This window comes from Domibacillus sp. A3M-37 (genome assembly GCF_024213455.1).
GTDB lineage: Bacteria > Bacillota > Bacilli > Bacillales > Domibacillaceae > Domibacillus > Domibacillus tundrae.
Map to the genome: position 1 here is coordinate 56,837 of NZ_JANAVL010000016.1, position 12,734 is coordinate 69,570.

Consider the following 12,734-nt stretch of genomic DNA (forward strand, 5'->3'; position numbering starts at 1 on the left):
TTCTAGTCATCAATTTAAGTTCGCGTATTGTAAAGACGTGTCAGTACATTGGTCATGTCATGACTTAAAAAATCAACAAGTGTAATGACACGAGAATACTCCATTCGTTTTGGACCGAGAATGGCAATAGTACCAACCGGTTCATTGCCGACAGAATAGGACGCCGTAATTAAACTGCAGTCTTCCATTGCCTGCTCTGCATTTTCCGTACCGATTTTAACTTGCACACCGGATTCAGTCGGACGGATCAACTCATACATATCATGTTCTTTTTCCATCATATCCATGACAAGACGCACTTTTTCCACATCACGAAATTCCGGCTGATTGAAGATATTTGTTTTGCCTCCGATAAACAGCTTGCCAATCGGCGAACTCCCAGATGCTTCCGCAAACATATGCAGCACCGCTTCGTAATTGTGAAGATGACGCCTCATTAATTCCGTTGTTTCTTTATAAATTTTTTGACGAAGCTCCGACAGTGGAACACCGGTCAGTCGATCATTTAAAATATTGACCATTTTTTCAATGTCCTCCGGTTCAATTCCTTCCGGCAATGAAAAAATCCTGTTTTCAACGTGCCCCGTATCGGTCACAATAATGGCTACAGCCGACCGAGTATCAATTGGAATAATCTGCAAATTCCTAACTTTGTGGTCATTAAATCTTGGACCAAGAACGATCGATGTATAGCTGGTCAGCTCCGATAAAATTGTCGCGGCATTTTGAACGGCTTTTTCAAGCCCTTCCTGCCTGTCAGCAAAAATAGAATGAATCGCCGTCCGTTCGCTGCGTCGAAGTGACCCGGGCGACAGCAAATGATCCACATAATATCTGTATCCTTTTTCAGATGGGACACGTCCGGATGACGTATGCGTTTTTTCTAAAAACCCCATCTCTTCAAGATCTGCCATTTCATTTCGAATTGTAGCGGGACTGTATGAAACGTCGTCTTTTTTAGCAAGGTTGCGTGACCCGACCGGCTGAGCCGAACGAATAAAGTCATCAATTATAATTTGCAAGATGAAAAGTTGGCGGTCTGTCAGCACATTCATCACCTCTGTTAGCACTCTTTATGTCCGAGTGCTAAATCTACATTTAAATTATCAAAATCCTGGTTGTCTGTCAACGAGTACGCTCATATTTTCGACTAAATTAAAAAAGATTGAAAGACCTCATTGCCTAAAAACTTTCCGCTATGGGTCAGACGAATTGAATTAGCTTTTATTTCAAGCAGCCCCCGGTCTGTCATGTCTGTGATTGCTTCATGAAAAAAGCGAAGCGGATTTTCGCTGTATTTACTTTCAAATGATGAAATGGACACGCCCTCCATTTTTCGAAGGCCGAGAAACATTTCTTCTTCCATCTGTTCTCGTTTCGTCACTTTTTGGTTTGTTATACGCGGCCACCGTGCACGTTCAATCGGCTCCATATATTTTTTTAATGGACCAAAGTTTGCATATCGTTCTCCATTTACATACCCATGAGCACCGGCGCCGAACCCATAATATTCATCGTTGTTCCAATACGTTAAATTATGCAGGCTTTCAAACCCTGGACGGGCGAAATTGCTGATTTCATATTGATGAAGCCCGCCTGCAGCCATTTCCCGCATGACTGCTTCGTACATATCTGCTTCGGATTCTTCTTTTGGAAGCGGCAGTTTTCCTTTCGCCATTAAATTATAAAAAACCGTTTTGGGTTCAATAATCAATGAATAAGCTGAATAGTGCGGCAAACCAAGTCCAAGTGCCTGCTTAACAGTATCAGCTGCGTCCTCCACCGTCTGCTCTGGCAAACCGTAAATTAAATCAATGCTCAAGTTATCAAAGCCGGCTTTTTCCGCGTCACGAACGGTTCGTAAAACGTCTTCTTTTGTATGAGTGCGGCCAATCCGTTTTAAGTGGGCATCATTGAATGACTGCACGCCAATGCTAAGCCGATTGACGCCTCCTTCTTTTAAGATGCGCAATTTCTCCGGTGTTAAATCACCCGGATTTGCTTCAAAAGTATATTCCGCATCCGGCAGCAGGGGAAGCCTGTTGTGAATGGAGTCTACTAAAAAGAACAGCTGCTGCGCATTGAGCGACGTCGGCGTGCCACCGCCGACAAAAATTGTTTGATAACCTGTAACAAATGCCGCCATGCTCATTTCTCGGTCTAGGCAGTTCAAATATTGCTCCACCGGCTGATTTTTCATAAATACTTTATTAAAATCACAGTAATGGCAAATGTGATGGCAAAAAGGAATATGAATGTAAGCGGCTTTCGTCATTCTGTTCACGCCTTTCTAATACACAAAGGAAAGGTGCCCGGGATCGGACACCTTCTTGTTATTTCGTTTGATCGTCCATTTTTAATACAGCCATAAACGCTTCTTGCGGCACTTCGACTGAGCCGACCTGCTTCATGCGTTTTTTTCCTTCTTTTTGCTTTTCGAGCAGTTTTCGTTTCCGGGAAATGTCTCCGCCGTAACATTTAGCCAACACGTTTTTACGCATCGCTTTAATGGTAGACCGGGCAACAATTTTGTTGCCGATCGCTGCTTGAATCGGCACTTCGAACTGTTGGCGCGGAATAAGCTCTTTCAGCTTTTCAACAATGATTTTTCCACGTTCGTACGCAAAATCACGGTGAACGATAAAGCTGAGAGCATCAACGTTTTCTGCATTAAGAAGGATGTCCATTTTCACCAGTTTCGACTCTTTGTAGCCGATCAGCTCATAATCAAATGATGCGTAGCCTTTCGTGCCTGATTTCAGCTGATCAAAGAAATCATAGACGATTTCAGACAGCGGCATTTCATAAACAACGCTGACACGGTTCGTATCAAGGTACTGCATATCGATAAAGATACCACGTTTACCTTGCGCCAGTTCCATCACGGTGCCGACAAAATCATTAGGGACAATAATGGATGCTTTAACGTATGGTTCTTCCACGCGAGCAATTTTTTGCGGATCCGGCATATCAGACGGGTTATCAATGCGAAGTTCTTCCCCATCTGTCATCGTCACTTGATAAATAACGCTCGGTGCTGTTGTAATCAAATCAATTTTAAATTCACGTTCAATCCGCTCCTGAATAATTTCCATGTGCAAAAGACCGAGGAAACCACCGCGGAAACCGAATCCGAGTGCCTGTGATGTTTCCGGTTCGTATTGAAGGGCAGAATCATTTAATTCAAGCTTTTCAAGTGCGTCACGTAAATCATTGTATTTAGAGGCATCAATCGGATAAAGACCGCAATATACCATTGGATTGAGTTTCCGGTAACCGGCAAGCGCTTCTGTTGCCCCGTTTTTTGCCGATGTGATCGTATCACCAACCTGCGTATCACCGACATTTTTAATCGCAGCGGCCAGGTAGCCAACATCGCCTACTGTTAATTCTTTGCGCTGCGTTGTTTTCGGTGTGAAAACACCAATTTCAGTCACTTCAAATTCTTTCCCGGTCGCCATCATTTTCACTTTATCGCCGACTTTGACCGTGCCATCCACAACGCGGATATAGGCTATGATGCCACGGTACGCATCATAGATCGAGTCGAAAATCAGGGCTTTGAGCGGACTATCCGGATCCCCCGTCGGCGCCGGCACTTTTTCAACGATCTGTTCCAAAATGTCTTCGATGCCGATACCGGCTTTGGCGGAAGCGAGCACCGCTTCTGAAGCATCAATGCCGATGACATCTTCTACTTCTTTCCGGACACGCTCCGGTTCTGCGGCCGGCAAATCAATTTTGTTGATTACTGGCAAGATTTCAAGGTCGTTATCAAGGGCCAAATAGACGTTTGCAAGCGTCTGCGCTTCAATGCCCTGCGCCGCGTCCACAACAAGAATCGCCCCTTCGCATGCAGCGAGGCTTCTTGATACTTCATACGTAAAATCGACGTGTCCTGGTGTATCAATCAAATGAAAAATATATTCCTGTCCGTCTTTTGCTGTGTAATTCAGCTGCACAGCATTTAATTTAATCGTAATGCCCCGCTCCCGTTCAAGATCCATTGAATCAAGAAGCTGGCTTTTCATTTCACGTGCAGTCAATGCTTTCGTTTGCTCTAAAATACGGTCTGCGAGCGTTGATTTCCCGTGATCAATGTGGGCAATGATCGAGAAATTACGAATACGCTCCTGCCGTTCTAGTCGGTCGTTGTTGTTCATGTCAATGTTCACTCCTGTTATCGGCACATATATACTATTGTGATTATATCAGCGCACTATGCAATTGACAACGAACATTGAACGAACAGACTATTCATTTTGTTCCGATTTGACAAAACGGGCCAATACATCGGCAAAAGCAGCCGCGCTCCGTTCGAGTTCTTCACGAGTATTTTCAATGCCGCCCATTTCAATGAGCATCGCTCGATTTGATAGATCCTGATTAAATTTCCCGTTCGTCTGACTGCCGGATTTAACGATAACGCCACGCGAAAGACCGGGATAATATTGTTCAAAAAGCTTGTGGAGCGCTGAGGCAAATCGGGCATTCTCTTCATATCCAGGATGCTCACCACCAACGACAAAAACGGTTTTCGCCATCATTTGCCCGTTTATTTCGGTTGTTGTAATTGATTTTCCTTGTGAATCACGATGAATGTCGACCAGATAGGATAAAGTCGGCTCATCTTTTTGAACAGCAGCCACGACCGCCCGTGATTCTTCATACGAAGCGCTGTATTTTTTTCCTTTTTTGTTGAGCAGCGCGCCAATATTTGTTTTATTTATCGAAACACCTATCCCTTTTGATTCTAAATTTTCCGCAATCATCGTTCCCACTTCTGTAATATTAACAGGGTCTTGTCCATTTTTCGGTGTAAATGACTCAGACGTGTGAGTGAAATAGAGAAGAACCTCTTTTTCTTCTATTGCCGGCGTATCGGTATCCGGCTCGTTCGGCCCTGCATCCGGCGCTTGTGGAACCGGGAGATCATCCGGTTCATTTGATTCGACCGGCATCGTTGTATAATCGGTTCCTTCCCCGGCAATTAAAATTTGGCCGTCATAAATCGAAAAGCCCGGCAGCTCTTTTCCAAGAAACGTCCGCGGATCACGCAAACTAATGCCGGCAGCGGACTGAAAAGCAGCATCTACCCATCCGATAGTGCTTTGCTCCGGTTCCATAACAGAACGGAATGCATGATTTTCAATGTGAAGAAGCTCATAAAAAGAAGCGGCTGGAATTTCTGCCGCTGCCCGGCTCATGGATTCAGAAGTAAAGTGATAAGAAAACGGCATCACCGTTAAAAATCCCGCTGTCCAAAGCGGCATAACAACTAAACAGGCATAAGCCGGAACAAGCCAAAATGGTGTCTGCTTTTTTTTGTGCAAAAGGATCGTCGCCATCCCCTTTTTAACTCTTGTCCTTTTACCTTATGCACAAAATAAAAAAAGCAGACCATGATTTCAGCCTGCAAAAAAAGAGCGTGTTTCTTCCGGCGGCCTATCATGAAGCGCCTCGTTCAATGCGCTCGAAATAATCGCTGCTGCTCCATGAATAAACAAATCAGCTTCTTTTGGCGTCACGATCATATTTAAGCCGGCTGGTGTTAAAACATCATTAATCAATTGATGTTTTTCATTTTCATCGAGCAGTCCGATATTTCCTAAAAACGACCGTTTCCAACTGTCATCCTCCCGGCCGCTTTTTTCTTGTAAATGCTTCATGACCATTTCTATAGCATCACGTGTGACCGTCACCGCATCAATAACCGTTGGAATACCGATCGCAATGACAGGAATACCTGCTGTATGGCGGCTAATTTCTTTTCGCCTGTTTCCAATACCTGCACCTGGCTGTATGCCGGCATCAGTCATTTGAATAGTCGCGTTCAGCCGTTCAATCGAGCGGGACGCGAGCGCATCAATGACAATTAGGAAATCCGGTTTCTCGCGTTCGATCAGTCCGAGCAAAATATCTCCCGTTTCAATTCCAGTCATGCCCATAACTCCAGGAGAAATCGCACTGACAGGACGATATCCGTTTTGAACGTGTTCGGGGTGCAGCTTGAATAAATGATTGGTGACAATGAGCCGGTCTGTCACACGCGGCCCAAGTGAATCAGGTGTAATAAGCTCATTCCCGAGTCCGGCAATTAAACAAGATGCATTCTGTGACAGTCCGGCTCCCTGTACAAATAAACGGATTTCTTCTGCAACAACCCGGCTGATCGCCGCATGGCGCGATGAATCCGATTTACGCAAGTCAGCGGATTCGATTGTTACATAATGTCCCGCTTTTCTTCCGGTTATCCTCTCTGCTCCTTCTGTGATTTCGACTGTCGTCACTTTAGTTTCTTCTTTTTCTTCTTCTTTTAATGTGATTCCTTCAACTTTACCGCCATTTTGCTGTTCGGCAATTAAAGCGGACTCCAGTGCTAAATCGGTGCGAGGCGACCATTTTTTCATTCGTTTGACCCTCCATTTTTTTCACAGTTTGCCCATGAGTGTAAAAGTTTATTCCTTTACACCCGATTCCTATTGCATTTCTTTTATTCCTTTGCTAAAATACTTCTTGTTGTTTAATTCAATAATGATTGATAATCGGGTACGAATAAAAGTTCGATCCATTTTTAGGAGGTGACAGTAAATGCCAAATATTAAATCTGCCATCAAACGCACAAAAACTGCTCAAATTCGTTCAGCACGCAACACGCAAGCTAAATCAGCTATGCGCAGCGCAGTGAAAAAGTTCGAAACAGCAGCTGCTAATAATGACGAAAACGCAAAAGAACTGCTTGTACAAGCAGTCAGCAAACTAGATAAAGCTGCAGCAAAAGGCCTTATCCACAAAAACGCTGCGAACCGTCAAAAAAGCCGTCTTATGAAACAGTTGGCTAACTAATAAAAAAAGTGTCCATTCTGGACACTTTTTTTATTTTGTCTTCATCATTGTCTGCAGACGGAAAAAAAACATCTCAATAATCATTTTTTTTTCCATGCCGCTGCTTTTCATTTCGTAATCGCTCTCTGCAAGCAGCTGCATAATCACAGCAAGCTGGCTTTCAGAAAATGCACGCGCCTGTCCTGCAGCTATTTTTACACGAAAGGGATGCACCTTCAGCTGGCCAGCTACTTGCTGCTGCCCATACCCTTTTTTTGTAAATTCTTTTACTTGATAAATAAGCCTGAACTGGCCGGCAACGACTGCTAAAATTTTCAAAGGCTCTTCATTCAGCCGAATCAAGTCGTAATAAATCCGGAGCGCTTCCTGCAAATGGCCTGTCACAATCCGGTCAACGAGACGAAAAATATCACTTTCAAGCGTGCGTGCCGTTAATGTCGTCACATGCTCTTCTGTTATTTCATTCCCTTCGCCGGCATGAAGGGCGAGCTTGGCAATTTCCATGGCCAGAACTGATAAATGGAAACCAGCAATCGCTAAAAGCTGCTGAATGGCTGAATCTTCTATTACAGCCCCTTCTTCTGCTGCTTTGCTTTTAATCCAGCCCGCTAGTTCTCGCTCAGCCGGACGTTTTGCTTCCAGCACGCCCGCCTGCTTTTTTATCAGTTTCGTTATTTTTTTCCGTTCATCCAATTTCTCAAATCTTCCTTGAAAAACAAGAATTGTAAACGGGGCAGGATCATTTAAATACTGTTCCAATTTCTTTACGTCATGCTCAATTTTCACTTTTTCCGCTGTGAAAAAAAATGGATTTTGAACGAAAACAAGCTTTCGGTCACCGAGAAATGGCAGTGTTTCCGCTTCTTCAATGGCTGCATCTACCGGTACTTCTGTCATATCAAATGACGTCACATTTAGATCGATGTTATCCCCGTTCAATGCGCTTTTAATAAGCAGCTGCCTTGCTTGTTCTATAAAATATTGCTCCGGTCCGTACAGCAAATACACGGAACGAAAACGACCGCTTTTTAATTCTTTTAATACATCCATTCACTCGACTCCATTCTGTTTCTGTTTTCATTTTAGAAAAAACAACATCAAATCGCAAGGCGCAGCAACTCTTTTTAAAATGTGGACATTCCGTGTCGACTTTTTCTTAAATACGCTGCATAGTCTAGATTTTTCCGCTTTCATTGTCTATACTTAGAGTGAAATAGGAGGGGTAGTTATGAACGATTTCGAAAAAAATGTCCAATCAAAACGCAACGATGCAGTAGACTCCGGAGTAGGCTTTATTGCTTCATTCGGTTTCTTTGCGACGATGTTCATTCTTGCCACTGTGATTCAGCTGGTTGGCTGATGCATCGAAAGGAAAATCCGCCCTGCACACGCAGGCGGATTTTTTTATTTGAACGGAATGGTTGTTTTAACCTCGCTCTTTTCCCCATCAAATTTGAACGTAATTGCTCCTTGTTTATCTGTACGATAGAGCTTTACACCTTCTTTAGCCAGTGTGCCGGTTACTTCTTTATGGGGATGACCGTAGCGATTATTCACACCAGCTGAGATGACCGCAAATTCAGGTTTGACCGCCTTGATAAATGGAGGCGACGAAGATGTTTTGCTTCCGTGGTGACCGACTTTCAGCCAGTCAATATCAAGGTTATATCGTTTCATAAGCTCATTTTCCCCTTCTTCTTCCAGGTCGCCGGTAAACAGCCACGTTTTCCCGCCGATTTTTGCATATAGCACGAGTGAATCGTCATTGCCTTCATACTCCCGGTCATTCGGTGCTAAAAATTGAAAAAACGCATCCTCTGTCTCCCAGCTTTCTCCTTCCGCTCCTTCCCGAACCTTTATCCCCGTTCGGATGATACCAGACATCAAATCAACTTCTCCTGATCCAGGCGAAATGATGATTTCTTTCGCAGGAATTTTCTCAAGCACTTCCGCTGCTGCACCGGCATGATCAAAATCCGCATGGGTAATAATCAGCTTATCCAGCTTTGTTATGCCTTTTCTTTTTAAAAAGGGAACGATCGTATCTTTCCCGACCGAAAAGCCCCCTTGCCGCTCCGTCCATTCTTCTTTTTCGAATGGCACCCGGCCGCCGGTATCAATCAAATATGTCCCTTGATTACGAGGCAATTTTATAAAAATGCTGTCGCCCTGCCCGACGTCCAGAAATGTGACTTCCCCCTCTGATGAATAACGGTTTGACAAAATGATGCCCGACAGCAGAAGGCTGCAAACAAAAAGGCTGCTTTTCACATTTTTGGTGATTTCCCAAAGCAAAAAGGATCCAATTGACGCTATGGCAAGAATAACAGCTGTTTTCATATCAGGCTGCCCCGTCACAATCACAGCAAATGGAACATCGGCCATGACCGCGGCCAGCTTGTCCATTTTCATTAAAAGCCCATTGGCAAGACTGGAGAAAAAAGCAATCGGAATAAAAAATGAAAGAAAAAATAACAGGAGCAAGAGCGGCAGCATAAGGAGTGAATAAAACGGTACAAATAAGAGGTTAGCTAAAGGAGCAATAATCGACAGTTCTGCAAAGTGTACGAGCAGCACAGGCAGCGCCGCAAGCTGTGACAAAATGGAGACAGACAATGATAATTCAATTGCATTCCGAGCCCTTTTTAAGATGACGCCCGATGATAAAACAAGCGCAAAGGTGACAAGAAACGAAAGCTGAAAACCAGCTTGAAATACACTATACGGATTTAGAAGCGTCATGATTAAAAAAGCAGCGCCAAGTGCAGAAGATGCCTGCAGCTTTATATTGCTAGAAGCGGTGAATAAAATAGCCCCTGTCATCAGGCAGGCACGAATCACTGGTGGAGAAGCACCTGCCAGCAGTGCGTAAAGAGGCAGTGCAGCCAAAAGGATCAGCCTTGCGCGTTCTCTGGTTATTCCTATCCGGATCAACAGGTAAAAAAGAAGCCCTGTCAACAGTGTAACATGCAGTCCGGAGATGGATAAGATGTGTACAATCCCAAGGCGTTCATAGTCTTCTGTCACCTCTTCTGAACCGGATGAACGGTCACCAAATAACAGCGCGGCTGCCACAAAAGAAAGCGGAGCCGGAAAGTTCTCCTTAATCCGAGTCAATGCAGCTACACGCCACGCTGCAGGCAAATAACGGATTGAATGATTCATCACACACTGCTCTAAAGAGATTTCTTTAGGTGTTAATACAAAAAAAGTCTGGCTTGCTGCCAAATAGGAACGGTAGTTAAATTCCCCTGGATTTCTTGCTTCATTTGGAAGGGATGCTTCTGCCTGAATGCGGCACGTCAAGCCCGGCACTAACTTCTCGTTCAGAAGTTCTTTTTCTTCCTTTGATTGAAGGCGGTAAGTTAGTCTAAGCGCCTCATTGGACGGTATTTCTATCACACCTGTATTCAACCAGTCTCCATCAATTCGCAAATCATCTGTAAATGAAACGGTCCATTCCGTTTCTAAACCGGTAAAAGCGGATTCGGGACTTGATTCATGAATAGACGTGGTCATGAAAAATAAAAAAAAAGTGCCGGTCATCCACATTCGCGTATTTACATTAACTTTAAAAAGCAAAATGCCTCCTGTCATAAAAAGCAGCATGACAACAGGCTGCGATGCATGTACGGCGAACAAAATCGCCGCAAGGGCAGCAATGCTCATATGAAGAAGAGGCATACAACACCATCCTTTTATTCTATTGGGACATGAACAACTTCAATATTTTTCAAAAAGTGGCTGTTCCACTTATTCGGGTACGCATTTCGGTAAATAATGCGCGCTACACCAGCTTGCGCCAGTGTTTTCGCACAATTTTCACATGGTTCATGTGTGACGTACGCAGCAGATCCTTTTAATTTATCCCGCTCCGCATGAAGCACTGCATTTAGTTCCGCATGCAGACAGCGTATACATCTCCCTTGATCAGATAATAGGCAGCCCGCTTCCTGACAATGCTCATGTCCGTGAATTGAACCGTTATATCCGGTTGACACGATGTGCTTGTCTTTTACGATGACACAGCCGACATTGAGCCGGTTACAGGTTGAGCGTGTAGCAACAACGTCCGCAATATTCAAAAAATAATCATCCCAGCTTTTTCGTTCCATTTCAAAAACCCTCTTTTCTGTCTTTTCCGGTCTGCGGCCGGTTTATTCTTTTAGTTTATCGGCACGTCTTTCCATTCGTCAAATTCCTTTATTTAATCTTAATAAGCGGCGCCAGCTTTTCGAATGTTTTATCACCAATGCCGGAGATATTCTTTAAATCTTCTACAGCTGTAAATGGACCGTCTGTTTCTCTAAAGTCAATAATGGCTTGAGCTTTTGATTCACCGATGCCAGGCAGCTCCTGCAGTGCGGTTGAATCAGCTGTATTAATATTGATGACGGAGGATTGCTCTGTGCCTCCCGCTGAACCGGCCGATGGCACTGGCATTGTCTGAACAGCCGGGACCTCTTCTCCTTTTGCAGGCACATAAATAACCATTTCGTCCTGGACTTTTTGCGCTAAATTCACTGCAGCGGCTTCCGCCTGTTCCGTTAATCCGCCGGCTTTGTTAATGGCGTCATTGACTCGTTCGTCACTCGACATCATGTAAATGCCCGGCATGGAAACCGCTCCCTTTACATCAATAGCTACTTCAACAGGTGGTTCTGCTTCCTCGAGTATTGCTTCGGCATCAGTCTCCACCTGAACCTCTTCTACCGCAGCGGGCTCTGATGCAGGGGGGATAGGATCTTCTTCTGTTAATCCATACAGCCAAAACATGGCCAGCGCTAGTCCACCAGCAGCCGGAACTTTGTACTTTTTGATCATTTCCTGCACGTTCATCGATTTCCCTTCCCTTCTGCTAGCATAATTTTTAATTACGGACGTACAGATAACAAGTGAACAAGAAAGGAGCATCCATTATGAAAATCGGGATCATCGGGACTGGAAGTATCGGCACTGTTTTAGCAGAAGCACTGCTATCCACTTCTGCTGTTGCGCCGGAAAACATCTTCCTGTATAACCGTACGATTGAAAAAGCACAACAGTTGAAAACAGATTTTCCCGGCGCGCATGTGTGCCGGACAACAGAAGAAGTTGTTAAAAAGGCGCGGCTGATTTTTGTCTGCCTGAGGCAGCCTGATTTAAAGCCGCTTCTCCAATCGATTGCTCCTTTTTTAACAGCTGAACATTGTGTTCTTTCAACTGCAAGCGCTGTTTCGATTAAACAGATGGAGTCCGTTATTCCCTGCCCATGCGGAAAAGTAATCCCTTCTGTAACGAATACGGCCGCAGCTGGCGGCATTTTGTATTCATTCGGACAGTCATGCGGACCGGACTGGCGGAAAAAAGTGATTGGGCTGCTTGAACAAATTGCCGGCGTTGCACTGGAAGCGGATGACAACGTTGTACGTGCTGCATCAGATTTGACTGGGTGCGGGCCTGCTTTCTTTTCCAAAATGGCCGTCATGTATGCTAATGAGGCGGCCACGTATGGATTAACGAAAAGTCAGGCGGAAACATTGGCATTTCACATGATGATCGGTCTTGGAGAGCTGCTGAAACAAAAGGATTGGACGCTGGAGATGTTGCCGGAGCGGACGGCTGCTAAGGGCGGCGTGACAGGACGCGGCCTTACCGTCATCGAATCAGAGGCAGGTGAATTGTTCGCGGCGCTATGCAGAATGACGCAGCAAAAAGCTGCTGAAGACAGAAAAGAGGCATCTGCCGCATTTGGCATTATAAATTGATTCGACATATTTTTTCTTTTTCCTTCATTCTTTACAAAATCTTAACAAAAAAAAGAGCAGCTTAGGTGCTGCACCCCTAAAGTTAGAGTTAAAAATCTAACTTTAGGGGTGTTTTTTCTATGGTGAAATACAGCGAAGAAT

The 12,734-nt window shown here is 44.5% G+C and carries 12 protein-coding genes; 3 read left to right on the plus strand and 9 right to left on the minus strand.

Annotation, left to right across the window (positions count from 1 at the left end; all coding sequences use genetic code 11):
- Window positions 1-14: 14 nt before the first annotated feature.
- The 5 genes from hrcA to gpr form a co-directional block, all read right to left on the minus strand.
- A complete protein-coding gene (gene hrcA / locus NLX67_RS18225; RefSeq protein WP_254312859.1) occupies window positions 15-1,049 on the minus strand; it encodes a heat-inducible transcriptional repressor HrcA in 1,035 nt (344 codons plus the stop codon).
- Window positions 1,050-1,150: 101 nt separating this feature from the next.
- The gene (hemW, locus tag NLX67_RS18230) at window positions 1,151-2,275 is read right to left on the minus strand and encodes a radical SAM family heme chaperone HemW (protein ID WP_254312849.1); all 1,125 of its coding nucleotides are present in this window, start codon (window positions 2,273-2,275) and stop codon (window positions 1,151-1,153) included.
- A 58-nt stretch (window positions 2,276-2,333) separates the two neighbouring features.
- On the minus strand, window positions 2,334-4,163 hold the full coding sequence (gene lepA / locus NLX67_RS18235) for a translation elongation factor 4 (RefSeq protein WP_046178748.1): 1,830 nt from the start codon (window positions 4,161-4,163) through the stop codon (window positions 2,334-2,336).
- Between the two features lie 90 nt (window positions 4,164-4,253).
- Window positions 4,254-5,348, minus strand: coding sequence for a stage II sporulation protein P (gene spoIIP, locus NLX67_RS18240; RefSeq protein ID WP_254312850.1), 1,095 nt, complete (start codon window positions 5,346-5,348; stop codon window positions 4,254-4,256).
- A 60-nt stretch (window positions 5,349-5,408) separates the two neighbouring features.
- On the minus strand, window positions 5,409-6,410 hold the full coding sequence (gene gpr / locus NLX67_RS18245; protein WP_046178747.1) for a GPR endopeptidase: 1,002 nt from the start codon (window positions 6,408-6,410) through the stop codon (window positions 5,409-5,411).
- Between the two features lie 181 nt (window positions 6,411-6,591).
- Here gpr and rpsT point away from each other — a divergent pair, with 181 nt between their 5' ends.
- A complete protein-coding gene (gene rpsT, locus NLX67_RS18250) occupies window positions 6,592-6,846 on the plus strand; it encodes a 30S ribosomal protein S20 (protein ID WP_046178746.1) in 255 nt (84 codons plus the stop codon).
- Between the two features lie 30 nt (window positions 6,847-6,876).
- On the opposite strand, the gene holA is transcribed toward rpsT, so the two are convergent.
- Window positions 6,877-7,896, minus strand: coding sequence for a DNA polymerase III subunit delta (gene holA, locus NLX67_RS18255; RefSeq protein WP_254312851.1), 1,020 nt, complete (start codon window positions 7,894-7,896; stop codon window positions 6,877-6,879).
- A gap of 178 nt (window positions 7,897-8,074) precedes the next feature.
- Here holA and NLX67_RS18260 point away from each other — a divergent pair, with 178 nt between their 5' ends.
- On the plus strand, window positions 8,075-8,206 hold the full coding sequence (locus NLX67_RS18260; protein ID WP_046178744.1) for a YqzM family protein: 132 nt from the start codon (window positions 8,075-8,077) through the stop codon (window positions 8,204-8,206).
- Window positions 8,207-8,250: 44 nt separating this feature from the next.
- Here the strand turns inward: NLX67_RS18260 and NLX67_RS18265 are convergent, their stop codons facing one another.
- The 3 genes from NLX67_RS18265 to NLX67_RS18275 all read right to left on the minus strand — a co-directional run bounded on the left by NLX67_RS18265 (window position 8,251) and on the right by NLX67_RS18275 (window position 11,685).
- Window positions 8,251-10,530: a DNA internalization-related competence protein ComEC/Rec2 gene (locus NLX67_RS18265; RefSeq protein WP_254312852.1), complete on the minus strand. Its 2,280-nt coding sequence runs from the start codon at window positions 10,528-10,530 to the stop codon at window positions 8,251-8,253.
- Between the two features lie 14 nt (window positions 10,531-10,544).
- The gene (locus NLX67_RS18270; RefSeq protein ID WP_046178742.1) at window positions 10,545-10,961 is read right to left on the minus strand and encodes a deoxycytidylate deaminase; all 417 of its coding nucleotides are present in this window, start codon (window positions 10,959-10,961) and stop codon (window positions 10,545-10,547) included.
- An 88-nt stretch (window positions 10,962-11,049) separates the two neighbouring features.
- Window positions 11,050-11,685, minus strand: coding sequence for a helix-hairpin-helix domain-containing protein (locus NLX67_RS18275; RefSeq protein ID WP_254312853.1), 636 nt, complete (start codon window positions 11,683-11,685; stop codon window positions 11,050-11,052).
- A gap of 80 nt (window positions 11,686-11,765) precedes the next feature.
- On the opposite strand from NLX67_RS18275, the gene NLX67_RS18280 reads away from it, so the two are divergent.
- Window positions 11,766-12,593, plus strand: coding sequence for a pyrroline-5-carboxylate reductase dimerization domain-containing protein (locus tag NLX67_RS18280; RefSeq protein ID WP_254312854.1), 828 nt, complete (start codon window positions 11,766-11,768; stop codon window positions 12,591-12,593).
- Window positions 12,594-12,734: the final 141 nt, after the last annotated feature.